We start from the raw sequence: 18,337 nt of genomic DNA, 5'->3' as shown, positions 1-18,337 counted from the left end.
TGGTAATAGTTGTGAACAACCAAGCCACAATAGGCAATATATCGCCTATTGTGGCTTGGTTATTTATTGGAAAATATATATTAATTTTATAGAGTTAAATTTTAAAATACCTCGCGACACAATGCATTAAGGCTATTGTTTACAAATAAGTCAATAAAAGTAATTTGCTATTAATAAAATCATCAATTGTGAGGGCTAAATCACAGTTATGAATGATAAAAGATAGTTTATGAGTATATATGTAACATTAGTCGGTAAAATCCTTTAAATAGCCACACATATAACAAGGCTAACTAAAGGATCATACTTATGAAAAAACGCTATATTGCTCTAATTGCTGTTATCGGCATTATTATTGGTTGGGTAACCTTAGGGGGTACACAAGCTGTACTTCATGCAACCTCTAGCACTGAATTTTGTGTGTCGTGCCATACGATGCAAAAACCACTCGCTGAATATCAAGGTTCCGTTCACTTCAGTAATCAAAAAGGCATTCGTGCAGAATGTGCAGACTGTCATATTCCTAAAGATCCTATTGATTATTTAATTACCAAGGTTCGAGCTTCTAAAGACATCTATCATGAATTTGTTACCGGTAAAATTGATACAGATGCCAAATATGAAGATCATCGCTTAGCAATGGCTGAAACAGTATGGGGACAAATGCGTGAAAACGATTCAGCTACTTGTCGTTCTTGTCATAGTCTTGATGCGATGGAAACCTATGACCAATCAGCAAGTGCACAGAAAATGCATTTATATGGTAAAGAAAATAATCAAACCTGTATTGACTGTCATAAAGGTGTTGCCCACTTTGCACCGCAAGCTACGTTAGATACCTCCGCTTTTGATCACCTTTTTGACATGGCTAAAAATACTAAAGCAGACGCAGTAAAAGTTTATCCAATTGAAACCATTAAAATGGCTGATCTTGCGACGATTAATCCAACCGTTGAATTAACCACTGTCGCGCATAAAGATAACCAGCGTACGGTTATGGTTTCTGGTTACCAAATGAAAGGTGCAGAATCTGTTATCTACATGGGTGAGGGTCAACGTTCAATTATCGCGACCTTAACGGATGCGGGTATTAAAGCATTAAAATTAGGTGAGGCTAAAACTGACGCTTACGGTAATCAATGGCGTAGTGCTGAACTAACGGGCACAATTGATGCTCCTGTTCTTGCTTCTAATCAACCGTTATGGGATTACGCAGAAGAATTGGATAACGTTTACTGTGCAACTTGCCACGCTAAAATTCCTGCGAATCACTTCACTGTTAACTCTTGGGGCCCTGTTGCAAAAAGCATGGGTGCACGTACAGATATCTCTGAACTAAACCTTGAGATCTTAACTAAATTCTTCCAAAACCACGCGAAAGACGTGGCAACTCATCAATAAGGGAGTGGTGACTATGACTACTATTACTCGTCGCGGCTTTTTAAAAGGCGCAAGTGCATCTGCTGGTGCATTAGCGATCACCTCTATAGCTCCATTATCGGTTAATGCTACTACGCTTGGCCGTACTGATTCATTGGTGCTAACTGCTGGTCGTATGGGGCCTTTGCTTTGTGAAGTTAAAGATGGCCAATTGGTATCGACTAAAAATGGATTAGCACAAACAGTGCCCAACAGCTTGCAACAAACGGGGCCTTCTCAGGTTTATACTAAAGCGCGTGTTAAGTACCCAATGGTGCGTAAAGGCTATTTAGCAAACCCAAGTGCTCCTCAAGGTGTACGCGGTAGCGATGAATTTGTGCAAGTATCATGGGATGAGGCTTATAAGCTGATCCATGAGCAACATATGCGTATTCGTAAAGCTTATGGCCCTGAGTCTATCTTTGCTGGTTCTTATGGTTGGCGTTCAAGTGGTGTCTTGCACAAAGCGCAAACATTACTTCAGCGTTATATGAGTATGTCGGGTGGTTATGCGGGTCACTTAGGCGACTATTCTACGGGTGCGGCTCAAGTTATTATGCCGCACGTTGTTGGCTCGATTGAAGTTTATGAACAACAAACCACTTACCCTGTAATTCTAGAAAACAGTAAAGTGGTTGTATTGTGGGGTTTGAATCCTATCAATACGTTAAAAATTGCATGGTCTTCAAGTGATGGTCAAGGTCTTGAATTTTTCCATCAACTTAAGAAATCAGGCAAAACTGTTATTATCATTGACCCAATGCGTTCAGAAACCGCTGAATTTTTTGGTGATAAAGCCCAATGGATTGCACCTAACCCGCAATCAGATGTGGCAATGATGATGGGTATTGCTTATCAGTTGATCAAAACACAACAACACGATACTGAATTCCTTGCTAAATACACCGTAGGCTTTGAGCAATTTGAAGCCTACCTCATGGGTAAAGAAGACGGCATCGAGAAAACACCACAATGGGCTGAAGCTATTTGTGGCGTTCCTGCAAAACAAATGGAGCTTCTGGCTAAAATTTTCAAAGAAAACCGCACCATGCTTATGGCTGGCTGGGGTATGCAACGCCAGCAACACGGTGAGCAACGTCATTGGATGCTAACGGTACTTGCTTCTATGCTTGGTCAAGTTGGCTTACCTGGCGGTGGTTTTGGTTATTCATACCATTATTCTAATGGTGGTAATCCAACCCGTGACGCTGGTGTATTACCTGCAATGTCGCCATCTCTAGGAACAAGTTCTGCAGGTGGTAATGATTGGGCTGTTCAAGGTTCGGTTACAGCTTTCCCTGTCGCGCGTATTGTTGAGTGTTTGGAAAAGCCGGGTACAGAGTACCAACATAATGGCCATACTCTAACGTTCCCTGAATTAAAGATGATCTGGTGGGCGGGCGGTGCAAACTTTACTCATCACCAAGATACCAACCGGTTGATTAAAGCATGGCAAAAACCTGAATTGATCGTTATTTCAGAACCATACTGGACAGCGGCAGCTAAACACGCGGATATCGTGCTACCTATTACGACTTCATTTGAACGTAATGATCTGACGATGACAGGTGATTACTCTAATCAGCATCTTGTGCCGATGAAGCAAGTGGTTGAGCCACAAAACGAAGCGCGTAGTGATTTAGATGTATTTGCTGATATGGCAGAACACCTAAAGCCCGGCGGTCGAAATGTGTATATGGAAAACAAAACGGAGATGGAATGGCTGCGTGATTTCTATAAAACTGCTCAAAAAGGTGGCCGTAACGCACGTATTCCAATGATGAATTTCTCGAAGTTTTGGGAAGCGAATAAGCTTATTGAAATGAAGTGGAACGCGAAGAACGCTGAGTTTGTACGGTTTGGTGATTTCCGTAAAGATCCCATCATGAACCCACTAGGCACACCAAGTGGTAAAATTGAGATCTTCTCTAAAACGATTGAAAGCTTTAAGTTAGATGATTGTCCTCCACACCCAGTATGGATGGAGCCAACCGAGTGGATGTTTAATTACAATGATGGTGAATTGCAGTTAATGACATCACACTCAGCACATCGCTTACATAGCCAATTTAACTATGCTGATCTTCGTAAACAATATGCGGTACAGAACCGTGAACCTATTACGATCCATCCGGAAGATGCAAAAGCCCGTGGTATTAAAGATGGCGACTTAGTGCGCGCCTACAACCAACGCGGCCAAGTTTTGGTTGGTGCTTTTGTTTCTGATGGTATTAAAAAAGGCAGCGTATGTATCCACGAAGGTGCATGGCCTGATTTAGATCCTAAGACGGGTATGTGTAAAAATGGTGGACCAAACGTATTAACGATGGATATTCCAACATCACGTTTAGGTAATGGTAACTGCGGTAACTCTGGTGTGGTCAAAATTGAAAAATTCACAGGTGTTGCTCCAACATTAACAGCTTTTACACCACCAAAAAACGGTTAAAAATATAAGAAGAATTAAAAGGCTGAATATAAAATATTCAGCCTTTTTTATACCTAATAAAAAATAATGTAAAGTAGGAGTGAGCTATCCTAAAAAGTATTATTATATACTGTTATAATTGAGTGGTTAATTATATTTAATTAATGGCAAATTCTTTTCGATATTACATATGATAATCTTATGATTTAAATTTAATTGATTTATTTAAGTGAAGTGGATTTATACGATGGATGCTTTTCCTAAGCATTATATTTGCATGTTATTGGAAAGGTTTTTTTTAAAATTTATAATGGTATTTTTAATCTGAACGAGCCATACTTAATATATAATTTAACGACAAAAAATATATACATGTATAGCGCTCTGATTAGTATATTCATTATTAATATTTTATTGGGTTTTTTTTATTGGTTTAAAAGAATAAATGATAGCCAGTATGAACTATTAGGAATGGCTATTTTCCCTTATAGCTTCTTTATTATATTGGGTTTAAAAAAGATCAAATCATATATTGTTAATAATCGAGATCTATTAAAGTAGTATCATTCTTATTGATGAAGTTAAAATTTTATCAATAACCCTGCCTAATTAATAGGCAGGATTATAAAGAAAATTAAAACAAATTTAGACCAAAGGCTGTTTTAATATCGGTTAAGACTTGTTGCGTTTGTTGATTAGCATGTTCGGTTCCTGCTTTTAGGACTTCAATGAGATAATCTTGGTTATTTAAATAATCACTACGACGTTTGCGTATTGGTGATATTAGATCTTGTAAACATTGTTCTAAGATTTTCTTGGTTGTTCCATCACCTAAACCTCCTTGGCGATATTGCTGCTTTAACGTTTCAACATAAGCCCCATCTGGGTGGAAAGCATCAAGGTAAGTAAACACAATATTACCCTCAACGCAGCCAGAATCTTCAACACGGAGATGATTAGGATCGGTATACATTGATTTTACTGCTTGTGAAATCGTCTTACTATCAGCACCTAATGTGATGGTATTACCCATTGATTTAGACATTTTATTTTTACCGTCAGTACTTGGTAAGCGAGCGACTTTGCTTAATAGCGGTTGACATTCCACTAAAATATTCTTACCTGCAATAGTATTTATTTTTCTAACAATTTCATTGGTTTGTTCAAGCATTGGTAATTGGTCATCACCGACAGGGATTAAGCTTGCGCGAAATGCTGTAATATCAGCTGCTTGAGATATTGGGTAAGTTAAAAATCCAGCAGGAATAGAACGGCCGAAGGCTTTAGACTGAATTTCACTTTTAACGGTAGGGTTACGTTCTAAACGTGCAATCGAAACAATGTTGGAGTAATACATGGTTAATTCAGCGAGAGCAGGAATCGCTGATTGTAGACAAATAGTGGTAAGTTTAGGATCAATGCCAACCGCTAAATAATCAGCGACAACATTAAGAATATTGTCTGCGACCTTTTGTGGATTATGGCCGTTGTCAGTAAGACCTTGCATATCTGCCACTAAAATATTTTGTTGATATTGATGCTGTAATTGAACGCGTTGTTGTAATGATCCAACGTAATGGCCAAGGTGAAGTTGACCTGTTGCACGGTCACCTGTAAGAATAATCGGTTGATGTTGATCTGGTGTGATGGATGCCTGAGTGTTCATATGTTTCTCCGAAAAAGTGTGGGGCCGGAGAGGTGAGGAAATACGGATAAGATTAGGCGTATTCATTTGCAACCTTCCGGCGACAAAATGAAATAGAAATAAAAAGATAACTCTATATCAGCGCCGCTCTATGAAGAGCGCCACCAAAAGAAAAGGGGTGAGATAGTACGTGTTATCTTTTTCATGCAATGAACGTATCAAAATAAAGCAAATGAAACAAGTGGTTTCACTGGATAAATAAATGACGTTTTTTATTGATTGTAAATCTAACTTATTTGGTTGTTGAACGTAATGAATGGCTAACAATGGTTCTCTATATAAAGATATTTTTGTTATGGAGCAGACTGATAGTTGATGGTTATGACTTTATCGATGAGTTCTATTTATTTTAATGTGTCTGTTGGCATTCCTTTGCTCGTAGTTTTAGGATCACATTAAAAACCAGCCTCGGCGCTCTTTGCGGTAGATAATACCTTGAGATTCTAATTGTAATAGTGCCTGCTTTACAGTTAATCGGCTGGCATTAAAAATATCACTTAACTCTCGCTCTGATGGTAATCGTTTTGATTGGGTTGCAAATAAACCGCGATCAATTTGTTGAAGTATAGTGTCACAAATTATTGAGAGTTGTGATGGTTGTTGTCTACTCATTGTTGCCTTTGGTTATCATTGTTAATACGGTGCTTAATAACCAATATCATAGCAATGGTATGTCATTATTGTGTCATTACAGTTGAGGTTATTTGTTGTACCAACGGAATAAATCTCGTATGAACACTATTATTTATTCTAAATAGACGGTCTATTCATTCAGGTTATGCGTTTATTTTTATTATTAATGTTATATATGTTTTTTTTGCAATAGTGATAATACAAATAGCGGCACTATTAAATGACGATGAATACAATATTAGTATCGGCATGAGTTCATATGGCGAACAAGCAGTAACGGTTATGGGGACTAAATTTAGAGTTAATGAGAGTATCACTGTTGGATTAACATCTTATTATGATTCCAACATGATTTGGTGCGTCTGTCGGTGCTAATTGGTCTTTAACTAACATCATTCTTCATCGTAATTATAAGAATTAATGGATAATTTGTGTTTAATTTTTTTCGATTAAAAACATTTAGTTACGATTAGCGTCTTTGAATAAGATATCCGCTAAAGTAATGGTTATTACTTATAATAATGGTTACTAGGTGAGGTATTGTCTTTTCATTATAATTATATAAATAGATTGTATTTTTTATTAACAAAAAAGAGGGTTATTTTCACACTTGATGATTGTTTTTTTATCAATCAAAATGATAAATGAGAGGTTATTTAAATTAATTTGCATTAAAAAATAACAAATATTGCTTAATTATTAGTTAATGCACCCATAATAAATAGTATTTTATATTTTATTTTTGATCTTTACATATAAAATAAATCTAAATATTTGCATGAAAAAGCTATTTTCATTATTTTTTGTTTTTGTTTAATGTGATGATTTAAAAGGTAAATACTGGTGTTTTTTAATTTGTTTTACCTTCGAAGAAGAAACAATTCAGCCCTTGGTGCATAATAACGATTAATTACACCTAGAAAATAAATTTCATTTTTGGTTGTGATATATGTTTATATACTGCCAACTTTAATACTGATATTCGTCTGAATTAAGACAATAAGCATTGTTGATTTTAACATGAATCAAAAAATAGAGATTCAACCGCAAAATACGATCCAGAGTTATATTGATGAAATATCAACAAGTAACTTAGTTACTAGTAAATATTCAATGTCAATGACACGTGTGCAATGGCGAATTTGGTTATTAGCAACATTTGGTAAGTTTTTTGAGGGTATGATCGTTTTTATGATGGGGTTAACCCTACCATTATTAACCCTACAATTTCATTTAACAGAGCTACAGAAAGGTATAATTAGTTCCTCGATTCTGTTTGGTATTTTAATTGGAGCAAGTGCTCTGGGTGGGCTATCTGATCTTTATGGACGTAAGAAAATGTTCATTATTGAGATGGCTTTACTCTCTATCTGCTTGATAGGTATGGCGACAAGTCACTCTTATTTAAGTCTTTTAGTATTTAACTTTGGCATTGGCTTGGCTTTAGGATGTGACTATCCTACGGCGCACTTAATGATATCTGAAAGTATTCCATCCAAAAATCGTGGTAAGTTGGTTTTGGGTGCGTTTGCGTTTCAGTCTATTGGTGTTTTGTTTGGTATTTTAACCGGTATTTTTGTATTGACGTATGTTAACGATATCAATGCATGGCGTTTAATGTATATTATTGCTTTGATTCCATCATTAGCGATTACGATTGCACGTTTCTTTATTCCTGAAAGTGCGCATTGGCTTTTGTCTAAAAATCGTAAAGCTGACGCTGAAACATCACTTAAGCGGTTATTACATCGTTCGCAACAGTCGTCAATGCCAATTGTAGATACACCGTGTGACGAGGTTGAATTAACCTCTTGGTTACATGGATACAAACGGTTATTTAAAGAAAAATATCGCGCCAAAACAATTTTGGCATCGGTCCCTTGGTTTATTCAAGATCTTGGTACCTATGGTATTGGTATTTTTACGCCAGTGATTCTTGCGTCAGTGCTTGATCCTCATAAAGCAACTGGGGGCGATGCACTACATAACACGATTGCTAATACAATTTATTTAGCAAAAGGTACTGCTGTTATTGACTGCTTGTTAATTGTTGGCGTTATCTGTGCGATTATTTTTTCTGAATCTGTTGGCCGCATGAAGCTTCAGATTTATGGTTTTATTGGTTGCGCTATTGGTTTGTTGTGTGCAGCAATTTCAGTGAAATTGCATGGTGATTATCAAATGTACATGTTGTTTTTAGGTTTTATGTTATTTAATTTCATGAATAATTTAGGTCCTAATGCACAAACCTATTTGATATCGGGTGAAGTTTTTCCAGTAAAAATCAGAGCTAAAGGGGCCGGTTTTGCTGCATCAATTGCTAAATTTGGTGCTATTTTAACGGCTTTCTTATTTCCGATTCTATTACATGGAATTGGTGTGTTTACGCTCTTATTGTGTTTAGTGGTCACGTCATTGCTTGGCGCATGGGTAACACATAAGTACCGTTTTGAAACATCAGGCAGAAATATTGAAAGTATGTAAACACTGATATCATCCTATTTATTTTAAAGCATCAGCCAATGGCTGGTGCTTTTTTTATATTTATACATTGTTGATGGTTACTACAAGCTGTATGAATAACCATCAATCTTTATATTTTATTTATATTCTGTGCTTGAAAATATACCCTAACTTTATATTACCCTTGTTAATCTGCTCGCCTTATTAAATGAAACAAGGCTTTATGTATTGCTGTTATAAAAAGCATGCATATATGTAACATGTTATGCAAAATCAAAAACAGTCATTATTAGTACTTACGTGCTTATCTGTTGGGATTGTATATGGTGATATTGGTACTAGTCCATTATATGCATTTAAAGCGATGTTTAGTGGCTCACATGCGCTAATTATTGATTCTGCCAATGTGTTTGGTGTGCTATCGCTTGTCTTTTGGACGTTTGTTATTACTGTCTCTATCAAATATTTGGCTGTTGTTACGCGAGCGTCTAAGCGTGGTGAAGGGGGAGTGTTAACGTTAACGGCATTAGCACATAGTGCAGCCCCTGAGTATAGTAAAAAAATCATTATCTTTTTAGGCATGCTTGCCGCTGGTTTTTTCTTTGGTGAAGCCATCATTACACCTGCGATGTCGGTGCTCTCTGCGGTTGAGGGAATTACCGTTATTAATCATGATTTACAACCGCTGATCATTCCGATTACCATTACTATTATCTGTGCTCTATTTGCGATTCAAAAATATGGCTCCGGCAGTATTGGACGTTTGTTTGCGCCTGTCATGCTGTTATGGTTTAGCTGTATAGGTATACTTGGATTTATCAGCATTGTTGCTCATCCTCAAATTCTATTAGCATTAAATCCATGGTATGCATTAACGTTTGTGATTAACCATGGTATCAAGACACTTTTTACTTTAGGTGTGGTCGTGCTGGCAGTTACTGGAGTTGAGGCGCTTTATGCTGATATGGGGCATTTTGGGATTAAGTCTATTCGTCTTGCTTGGTTTTTTATTGTGATGCCGTGTCTAGTGTTAAATTACTTTGGCCAAGGGGCATTAGTGCTGGCGAATGCGAGTACTGCTTCAAATCCTTTCTTTTTACTTGCGCCAACAATACTACGTCTACCGTTAATTATATTAGCGACGTTCGCAACAGTAATCGCTTCTCAAGCTGTGATTTCCGGGATTTATTCTTTGACTCGCCAAGCGGTACATTTAGGTTATTTGCCTCCAATGCGAATTTACCATACTTCACATCAAGCACAGGGACAGATTTACGTACCATTAGCTAATTTATTATTGTTTATTCTTGTTATTACAGTGGTATTGGCCTTTGGTAGTTCTGAACGCTTAGCCGCAGCTTATGGTATTGCTGTAACTGCAACCATGTTGATTTCATCGATATTTACGTTAGTTGTTGCGCGTCATTTGTGGCAGTGGTCGCGGTTGATGACACTACAATATGGATTATTGATGCTGACTTATGATGCTTTATTATTTATAGCGACATCATTAAAGTTTATGGATGGCGGCTGGCTACCATTAACGATTGGTTCAATGGTGTTTATATTGATGGTGATTTGGTATTTAGAACGGCAGCGGTTGGGATCACTTTTAAAACAGCCATTATCAGCAGAAGCAATGGTAAGTGAACTTGAGCAAAAGCCGTGGACACGAGCTTCAGGAACGGCGGTTTATTTTTCACGAAATGAAGCTCAGGTTCCGTCATCATTAATCAATAATCTGAAATATAATGAGGTTTTACACCAACGGAATGTGTTATTAACATTTAAATATCCAGATCAACCACGAGTGCATCCTTTAAAACGGATGGAAGTGACACAGTTATCGGCAACTTTCTGGCAAATGATTGTCTATGTTGGGTATCAAGAATCACCGGATATTGAACAAATTTATACGGTTTCTCGTAGTAATGGTTTTACGTTACATTCGACGGATACATTATTTTTTATGTCATCAGAGCGAATAAAAGTAAAACCAACTTCATGGTGGCATGATACAAAAGCGCGGTTATTTATTTTGTTAAGTCGTAATGCGTTACGTACGTCAGAGCGATTACATGTACCGTCTGATAGATTGATTGAAATTGGTGTTCATGTGGAAATTTAGTTATGTAAAGAATAATAACGCTTATCTTTATAATTGATTAATAAAGATAAGCGTTTTGTTGTGTGTCATATAAGATTGAATTGAGATTGTGAAATAATGAGAAATAAATGAATAACACGTTGTCATGGTTTGATGTAGCAAAAGCCAGTGTTTTATTATTATTGTATATATTAGTGACGTATTTTGGGGTCGCGTTTCGCGATGTTATTATTGAAACTGATACTGCAATGTTATTGCTATTATTAAATATTATCAGTGGTTTTTTGCTTCGAAAGCGAATGGCATATGTCATTACCGCGGCGAGTATTGTTGCTTTTCATTTCTTTGTGTTACCGGAACATAATTCATTTAAGTTTCAAAACTACCAACATATTATTACTTTTTCGGTGATGGCATTTAGTGGTGTATTTGCAGTTCGAATAACACAGTCGCAGCAACAAAAAATACGAGAAAATAAAATTTTACGTGCTGAGCTGAACAGTAATTATAATTTAGCCTCTGTACTTGCGGCATTAAATGAAAGTCATGCTATTGCTAAGGCATCGATTATTCATCTCGAACAGCATTTACATATGCGGGCTCAGATATGGTTATTCTCACCGCAACTACACTGCTTAACCACACATGAAAAGCTCAGTGACATATTCTATCAACCCTTAGTTGAACGTTTTATGAGTCGCCAACAACAACACGTTGAATATATTTCTCCTACCTTGAGTCTACATCCATTAGATGATCAATCTGGCATGTTTGGCGTGTTAGTGATTGAGTCATTATCAGAGCAAGTCTTTAATCCTATTTTGAGTACATTGATCAGTTTGTCGCTAGCCAGATCAGAAGCAAATGCGGCGTTAACTGTAGCGAAAGAAGCCACACAGTTAGAGCAAATGCGCAATACATTACTCGCGGCGGTATCTCATGATTTAAAAACCCCATTAGGGGCTATCATTGGTTCTGCTACGACATTAAGCGATACAACATTGCATTTACCCCAACAAACCCAACACGAGCTTTTACAATCGATCGCAGAAGAGGGTTATAGCTTAAATCGCAGTTTAACTAAGCTGCTTGATATTAGTCGTTATAGTATTAAAACATTAATCCCTAAGTGTGACTGGGTGGAGCCTGAAGAAGTGATTGGTAGTGCAATTAAGCGTGTTGAACAGGTCATCAAATCACATTCTATTAAATTAAGTGGCGATACTATTTTAGTCTCACTTGATTACACCTTAATTGAGCAGATTATTGCTAATCTTATTGAAAATGCGGCAAAATATAGCCCTGCTGGAAGTATAATTGATATTAAAACCGATTATCGGCGAGGGCATTTTATTATTGAAATTGCGGATCGTGGGTGTGGTGTTGCTCCTGTAGATCGACTACGTATTTTTGAACGCTTTTATCGCTCCGAGCAAGTCAAAGTAAAAGGGACAGGTTTAGGCTTGGCTATTTGTCAGTTAATTGTTGCCGCTCATAATGGCGAGATTAGCGTATTATCACGATCGGGTGGTGGTAGCCTCTTTGTGGTTAAAATTCCTTGTGAAAAATATGAGTTAACGGATATTTATGAGTAATGATAGTAAGATTTTAATCATTGAAGATGAAGCACCTATTCGTCGATTTCTTGATATTTTAACCACAGGACATGGTTATCAGGTTAAAACGGTTGAGACAGCGCAGGAAGGTCTGAAACAAATCACGACTTGGAATCCACATCTACTATTATTAGATCTTGGGTTGCCAGACGCTGATGGGCTCGACTTTACTAAAGAATTGCGTTTATGGACTGAAATACCGATTATTGTTATTTCTGCCCGTGATAAAGAAGCGGATAAAGTACTCGCTTTAGATGCTGGTGCGAATGATTATTTAACTAAGCCATTTGGTAGTGAAGAGTTACTGGCGCGAATACGAGTTGCATTACGGATGAGCGCCAACACCAGCTGCGAAGAGGTGATTCAATATCAGTTCGGTGACGTTATCTTGAATGTTGCCATGCAAACGGTGACACGGTTTGATGAATCAATTAAGTTAACGCCCAAGGAATATAAGATACTAACCTTGTTAGCTAAGAACATGGGTAAGGTGTTAACCCATAAGCAAATACTAAAAGAAGTGTGGGGCGGTAATTATACTGAACATGCGCATTATGTTCGAATTCATATAGCGCAATTACGCCATAAAATAGAAGCGTCACCCGCGCAACCACAATATATAATTACTGAAAATGGGGTCGGTTATCGCCTTATTAATGATGATTAAGTGGGTTAAATAACACTAACAGTATTTTATTTATAAAAATTTTATATTTACCCTAATAATCCTTACATAAACATTAGATTAAAATTTATACCATCAAATTAGCCCGACTAATTGAGGATAATAATGTGTTTATTGAAGTGAAAATTGCTCTTGCTGTGGTTTTTTTTGTATGGATGTTAACCCGTAGTCTTTACAACAAAGCGACGTGGTTACAATTGACCATTGTTGGTTTACAGATATTTTCAGTGCTACTTTTACTTGAATTATCTATTACCCATTATTTCCCTGAATTTATGGAAGCTAAATGGTTGATTGGTATCTTTTTTGCCGCTGTTTTTGTTATTGCTGCTGCTAAAGAACGTTACCTATCTAAAAATGAACAACAAGAGATTAATTAAAATGAGTGAAATTAGTATTGGTAAGTTACTGATCGTTGCTGTGATTTTTATTTTATTGTTTGGTACTAAGAAGTTGCGTACATGGGGCAGTGATTTAGGTTGCGCAGTAGCGATGTAACGCTCTTAATTTTACCAGCTTGACCTTCCCCTCGATGTAACCTTTATGATGCAACTCAAGCATCGTTAATAGTGAATAGAGGTCAAGATGAGCTGTTGTAATAAAGCCCCAAAAGGCGGGGCAAGCTTGGGGTTATTATTGAAGTTTATTGCTGCGATTTTTGTATTGTTGTTAATTGCATCTTATTGGCAATAAGGTCAAACGAATGAAACCTTCAATCGTTATACAGCCTCATCATCGTTGTTGTTATATCACAGGCTCCAATGCGAGTATTGAAGCGATGTTAGCCATATTGAAGGCCAACCAATATATTCGATCTGCGAAAGTGAGTTCATCACATAAATTGCAGTTGATTTATGATTTTAGATATATTGAATTTCAGCAGATATTGACCATTCTCAGTATTGTTGATGTTAATTATAAGAATGGTTTTTTTCAGCGTTTAAAATATCAACTTTATAGTGATGCCGATCTACAGGCACGTGATAATCTAAAAATTACGCCTTTTTGTTGTGATAAAGTCGCGATTAGGCGCGAAAATCTTTAATACTGAATAAAAGTAATCATCGTGATTGATCAACAAATTCAAGTGATATCTTATTGATTAGTTTCTTTGTATAACAAACATATCATTTTCACGTTTTTTAACTATCAATATGGTTAAAAATGCGGCTGTTCACATTTTTATAAAGTGGTTGGATATACACTTAATTTTATATTATGGCTTTATCATTACGAATAACAGTCGTTATGGTTATCTGTGATCATAAAGTGTGTGGGCTATTGTTGTTATACACGGAGATAGAATATGACTATCGGTAAGTACCTCAGATGGAAAGATTCGCAAGGGAAAGTGTTTCGTCCTGTGTCATTAACGGGCACCGAGTTACTCAATGATCGCACTTTAAATAAAAGTACGGCTTTTACTCAAGAAGAGCGCGATGCTTTTCAATTGACGGGATTATTACCCCCGCGAGTACAAACGTTTGATGATCAACTTAACCGTGTCTATGACGGCTTTAGCAGTGCTTCCACTGATATTGAAAAATACCTCTTTTTACGCTCACTTCAAGATCGTAATGAAACCCTTTTTTATGCGTTACTCTCACGTCATGTAGAAGAAATGACCCCCATCATTTATACCCCAACGGTAGGTAAAGCTTGCCAAGAATTTAGCCATCGCTATCAAAAAGCGCGTGGGCTATATATTACCGAAGAAAACGTAAGTGCAATGGGTGAGATGTCTCGTCATTTTATGGGCAAAGATATCAAAATTATTGTTGTAACTGATAGCCAAGGTATTTTAGGTATTGGCGATCAGGGGGTTGGCGGTATGGGGATCCCGATTGGTAAGTTATCACTTTATACTTTAGGGGCAGGGATCCACCCCGCACATTGTTTACCGATAGTATTAGATGTCGGTACTGATAACCAAGAGTTGCTTGATGATCCTATGTATTTGGGTATTTCACGTAAACGTCTTCGTGGTGATGCCTATAAACGCTTTATTAAAACATTCGTACAACAAGTTAAACGCCATTTTCCAAAAGCAGTATTGCAATGGGAAGATTTTAGTAAAGCCAATGCGTTTGATAATCTGAGTGATTATGAAGACAGCTTGCCGTCGTTTAATGATGATATTCAAGGTACGGGCTCAGTTGTATTAGCGGGTATTTTAGGGGCATGTAAGATAAAGCAAGAGCGCTTAGTGGATCAAACTTATGTGATCTATGGAGCTGGCGCTGGTGGCGTGGGGGTTGCTGATCAGATTTATGCTGGGCTACTAAAAGAAGGCTGTACTCATCATTCTGCGCGAGCGAAAATTTTTATTCTCGACTCTCAAGGTGTGGTGTTTGATGATCGTGATGGTTTAGATGATTATAAACGTCGTTATGCTAAATCACGTTCAATTTCTGCTGGGTGGCATGCCGCTGAGTTGGGTAAAATAAGTTTAACCGAGCTTATTAATAATCATCCTGTCACGGTATTATTAGGTGCAAGTGGTATTGGTGGCGCGTTTATGGCGGAACATATTCAAAAGATGATGGAATACACACCACGACCGATTATATTCCCACTCTCTAATCCTACTGCTAATTGTGAGGCTATCCCTGAAGCGATTTATCATTGGAGTGATGGACAAGCGATCGTTGCAACGGGCAGCCCGTTCTCTGATGTTGAATATAATGGCCATCAATACCGTATTGGACAAGGCAATAATGTATTTATTTTCCCTGGGGTCGGATTAGCGTCGATTGTGTCGCAAACGGAAAAAATCACTCAAGATATGTTTACTACGGCATCTTATGCACTTGCTGAGTGTGTGAGTGATGAAGATATTGCTAGAGGTTGTATTTACCCTCGTATTAGTGCGTTGAAAGCAGTGTCTGTTCATGTGGCTCATTCAATTTTAACTCAGATGCAAGCAACGGATGCTTGTTGCCATTTACGAGATAAAGATTTGAAGCAAGCATTATCTGAGCATATGTGGGAACCGGTATACTTACCTTATCGACGCGTATAAGCACGTTATTTTATAAAATATTCAGATAAAGAAAGCCATATTCATGATTGGATATGGCTTTTTTATTTTATAAATCATTATATTAGTGTTTTTATGTTATTTGGGACTTATCCGTTGTTATATCTCATGGCTTTATTATTTTATCGAAACGTTTCGATGGTGAAACTGTGAGCCAAATAGATATTTTGGGTCTTTTATTTGCGTTGAAAGCGATCATTCTCACACCTTATCTATTTCGCACTGGTGAAATTACTGAGGCCGTTTATTATTCACATCGAAACGTTTCGATGTGTTTTTCTGTCACTTAAAAATATCAATTCTAAGACAGAAAATTTGAGCGGTATAACGTGTAACGAGAAGGTCTACCAAATGAAAAAAACGACGCTAATTAATGCAGAGCTTTCATACCTTGTGGCAACACTAGGACACACAGATGAAATTACTATTTGTGATGCAGGCTTACCGATACCTCAACATGTGAAACGCATCGATCTTGCGTTAACTCATGGCGTACCAAGTTTTCTTGATACCGTGAAAGTAATGCTATCTGAATCACAAATTGAAGGGGTTATTATGGCCGCTGAGTTTGCTGAAGTCAGTCCTGAGCATCATCAAGCATTGTTAGCTATTTTAGATCAAGAAAGTACAACAACAGCTAAACCGATTCATATCTCATATTTATCTCATGAGGAATTTAAGCAACGCACAGCGCAAAGCCGTGCGGTTGTGAGAACAGGAGAATATACACCGTATGCCAATGTTATTTTCCAAACCGGTGTCGTTTTTTAAGCGCTAAAATAATTTTTATCGATGCCTTGTTTTATGACAACAGAGAATAAATACCATGCTCTTTGATTAGAGTGATTATTTATGGAAGATAAATTATGTTTATTAAGAATAATACAATTCAACATGCTGATGGTTTTTTAAATAGAACACCGATATTCCAATTTTTATTATTATCATCAGTTTTTGCGCTTTGGTCTGCGGCTGCTGCTTTAAATGATGTATTGATTACGCAATTTAAATCAATTTTTGATCTGTCTAATTTTGCTTCCGCACTAGTACAGTCAGCGTTTTATGGCGCTTACTTTTTAGTGGCTATTCCAGCCTCGATGGTTGTGAAAAAAACCTCTTATAAATTAGCGATTTTATTAGGTTTAGCATTGTATATTTTTGGCTGTTTGATGTTCTTCCCTGCATCTCATGCCGGTACATATACCATGTTCTTAGCCGCAATTTTTTGTATTGCGATTGGACTATCGTTCCTTGAAACATCATGTAATACCTACTCTGCAATGATTGGTGAGCCTGAGCGTGCAACATTACGTTTAAACGTTTCTCATACGATCAATGCGATGGGCTACATTATTGGTTTATTACTGGGTAAACATTTAATTTTCCAAGAAGGTGTTGATGTTGGTCATATGATGGCAACGTTAACTGGTCCTGAACTTGAAGCATTTAAATACCAAGTATTACAACAAACATTAGAACCGTACAAATGGCTAGTCGGTGTGATAGCAACTATCGCTATCTTAATTGCGATTACTGAATACCCTAACTGTAAAGCAGCGACAGACAGTAAAGATAATCAGCCATCGTTTGGTGAGACATTGTCTTACTTAATGGGCAATAAACGTTTCTTTAAAGGTATTGCGACTCAGTTTGCTTATGTTGGTATGCAGGTAGCAGTATGGTCATTCACCATTCGTTTGGCGTTAGAGTTAGATCATAATATGGTTGAGCATGATGCGGCTAACTACTTATTGTATGCCTTCATTATGTACTTCTTAGGTAAGTTATTAGCAAACTACTTATTCACTAAAACGGCACAAGAAAATGTATTAATGGGCTACTCAGCAATCGGCTTTCTTTGCTTGATGTATGTCACCTTTATTCCTAATTTCAGCGCTGTTTGGGTTGCAGTGGGTACGTCAGCCTTGTTTGCACCTTGCTGGGCTACAATTTTTGCTTCTACCTTACAATCTGTTGATACACGTTACACAGAAACAGCGGGTGGTTTTGTGGTGATGTCTATTATCGGTGGTGCGGCTATTCCTGTGATTCAAGGTCTACTTGCCGATAATATTGGTCTACAGTCTTCTTTCATTGTAAGTGCATTGTGTTTTGCTGTGGTATTTGTTTACTTCATGAATGAGAAGAAATACAAACAACAATTCAATTTTGTGGCTGCTAAAGCGTAATGTTCTGTTATGACCACTCACTCATGGGTGGTCAGTTTTTGGAGGAATTAAA

At 37.2% G+C, this 18,337-nt stretch carries 13 protein-coding genes and 1 pseudogene; 12 read left to right on the top strand and 2 right to left on the bottom strand.

Translation table 11 applies throughout. The features are described from left to right. The first annotated feature begins 309 nt into the window (after positions 1–309). Complete coding sequence (locus ACJZU6_RS15915; protein WP_408901369.1) at positions 310–1,401, top strand: NapC/NirT family cytochrome c; 1,092 nt, start codon at positions 310–312, stop codon at positions 1,399–1,401. 13 nt (positions 1,402–1,414) lie between these two features. Continuing rightward, on the top strand, positions 1,415–3,868 hold the full coding sequence (locus ACJZU6_RS15910; RefSeq protein ID WP_080155465.1) for a molybdopterin guanine dinucleotide-containing S/N-oxide reductase: 2,454 nt from the start codon (positions 1,415–1,417) through the stop codon (positions 3,866–3,868). 613 nt (positions 3,869–4,481) lie between these two features. Here ACJZU6_RS15910 and trpS read toward each other — a convergent pair. After that, positions 4,482–5,513: a tryptophan--tRNA ligase gene (gene trpS, locus ACJZU6_RS15905; RefSeq protein WP_408901368.1), complete on the bottom strand. Its 1,032-nt coding sequence runs from the start codon at positions 5,511–5,513 to the stop codon at positions 4,482–4,484. A gap of 429 nt (positions 5,514–5,942) precedes the next feature. After that, positions 5,943–6,164 (bottom strand): GntR family transcriptional regulator, encoded by a 222-nt coding sequence (locus ACJZU6_RS15900; RefSeq protein ID WP_080155468.1) that lies wholly within the window; start codon positions 6,162–6,164, stop codon positions 5,943–5,945. Positions 6,165–7,205: 1,041 nt separating this feature from the next. On the opposite strand from ACJZU6_RS15900, the gene ACJZU6_RS15895 reads away from it, so the two are divergent. From ACJZU6_RS15895 to fucP, 10 genes and pseudogenes are all read left to right on the top strand, one after another. Next, the gene (locus ACJZU6_RS15895; RefSeq protein WP_080155469.1) at positions 7,206–8,669 is read left to right on the top strand and encodes an MFS transporter; all 1,464 of its coding nucleotides are present in this window, start codon (positions 7,206–7,208) and stop codon (positions 8,667–8,669) included. Positions 8,670–8,913: 244 nt separating this feature from the next. Beyond that, the gene (locus tag ACJZU6_RS15890; protein WP_408901367.1) at positions 8,914–10,776 is read left to right on the top strand and encodes a potassium transporter Kup; all 1,863 of its coding nucleotides are present in this window, start codon (positions 8,914–8,916) and stop codon (positions 10,774–10,776) included. Positions 10,777–10,883: 107 nt separating this feature from the next. Further along, positions 10,884–12,350 carry an ATP-binding protein gene (locus ACJZU6_RS15885; protein WP_408901366.1) on the top strand — a complete coding sequence of 489 codons (1,467 nt, stop codon included), beginning with the start codon at positions 10,884–10,886 and terminating at the stop codon, positions 12,348–12,350. Beyond that, positions 12,343–13,038, top strand: a complete 696-nt coding sequence (locus ACJZU6_RS15880; RefSeq protein ID WP_408901365.1) for a response regulator — start codon at positions 12,343–12,345, stop codon at positions 13,036–13,038. The genes ACJZU6_RS15885 and ACJZU6_RS15880 overlap by 8 nt, the downstream gene beginning before the upstream one ends. 125 nt (positions 13,039–13,163) lie before the next feature. Beyond that, a complete protein-coding gene (locus ACJZU6_RS15875) occupies positions 13,164–13,436 on the top strand; it encodes a hypothetical protein (protein ID WP_107275948.1) in 273 nt (90 codons plus the stop codon). Between the two features lies 1 nt (position 13,437). Beyond that, positions 13,438–13,545, top strand: a pseudogene (locus tag ACJZU6_RS15870) (twin-arginine translocase TatA/TatE family subunit); the annotation flags it as partial. Between the two features lie 214 nt (positions 13,546–13,759). Next, a complete protein-coding gene (locus ACJZU6_RS15865; protein ID WP_408901364.1) occupies positions 13,760–14,101 on the top strand; it encodes a hypothetical protein in 342 nt (113 codons plus the stop codon). Between the two features lie 261 nt (positions 14,102–14,362). Then, positions 14,363–16,078 (top strand): NAD-dependent malic enzyme, encoded by a 1,716-nt coding sequence (locus tag ACJZU6_RS15860; protein WP_080155475.1) that lies wholly within the window; start codon positions 14,363–14,365, stop codon positions 16,076–16,078. 369 nt (positions 16,079–16,447) lie between these two features. Then, positions 16,448–16,867: a D-ribose pyranase gene (rbsD, locus tag ACJZU6_RS15855; protein WP_327762157.1), complete on the top strand. Its 420-nt coding sequence runs from the start codon at positions 16,448–16,450 to the stop codon at positions 16,865–16,867. 95 nt (positions 16,868–16,962) lie between these two features. Beyond that, entirely contained in the window at positions 16,963–18,285 is a 1,323-nt protein-coding gene (fucP, locus tag ACJZU6_RS15850; protein ID WP_080155478.1) for an L-fucose:H+ symporter permease, read from the top strand. Positions 18,286–18,337: the final 52 nt, after the last annotated feature.

The organism is Photobacterium piscicola (assembly GCF_046058925.1).
Lineage (GTDB): Bacteria > Pseudomonadota > Gammaproteobacteria > Enterobacterales > Vibrionaceae > Photobacterium > Photobacterium piscicola.
This window is presented reverse-complemented; position numbering and strand designations above follow the sequence as displayed.

Bases quoted from the DNA above. Each gene is read 5' to 3' on its own strand.
- ACJZU6_RS15915 (WP_408901369.1), top strand. From the start codon at position 310: ATGAAAAAACGCTATATTGCTCTAATTGCTGTTATCGGCATTATTATT.
- ACJZU6_RS15910 (WP_080155465.1), top strand. From the start codon at position 1,415: ATGACTACTATTACTCGTCGCGGCTTTTTAAAAGGCGCAAGTGCATCT.
- trpS (WP_408901368.1), bottom strand. From the start codon at position 5,513: ATGAACACTCAGGCATCCATCACACCAGATCAACATCAACCGATTATT.
- ACJZU6_RS15900 (WP_080155468.1), bottom strand. From the start codon at position 6,164: ATGAGTAGACAACAACCATCACAACTCTCAATAATTTGTGACACTATA.
- ACJZU6_RS15895 (WP_080155469.1), top strand. From the start codon at position 7,206: ATGAATCAAAAAATAGAGATTCAACCGCAAAATACGATCCAGAGTTAT.
- ACJZU6_RS15890 (WP_408901367.1), top strand. From the start codon at position 8,914: ATGCAAAATCAAAAACAGTCATTATTAGTACTTACGTGCTTATCTGTT.
- ACJZU6_RS15885 (WP_408901366.1), top strand. From the start codon at position 10,884: ATGAATAACACGTTGTCATGGTTTGATGTAGCAAAAGCCAGTGTTTTA.
- ACJZU6_RS15880 (WP_408901365.1), top strand. From the start codon at position 12,343: ATGAGTAATGATAGTAAGATTTTAATCATTGAAGATGAAGCACCTATT.
- ACJZU6_RS15865 (WP_408901364.1), top strand. From the start codon at position 13,760: ATGAAACCTTCAATCGTTATACAGCCTCATCATCGTTGTTGTTATATC.
- ACJZU6_RS15860 (WP_080155475.1), top strand. From the start codon at position 14,363: ATGACTATCGGTAAGTACCTCAGATGGAAAGATTCGCAAGGGAAAGTG.
- rbsD (WP_327762157.1), top strand. From the start codon at position 16,448: ATGAAAAAAACGACGCTAATTAATGCAGAGCTTTCATACCTTGTGGCA.
- fucP (WP_080155478.1), top strand. From the start codon at position 16,963: ATGTTTATTAAGAATAATACAATTCAACATGCTGATGGTTTTTTAAAT.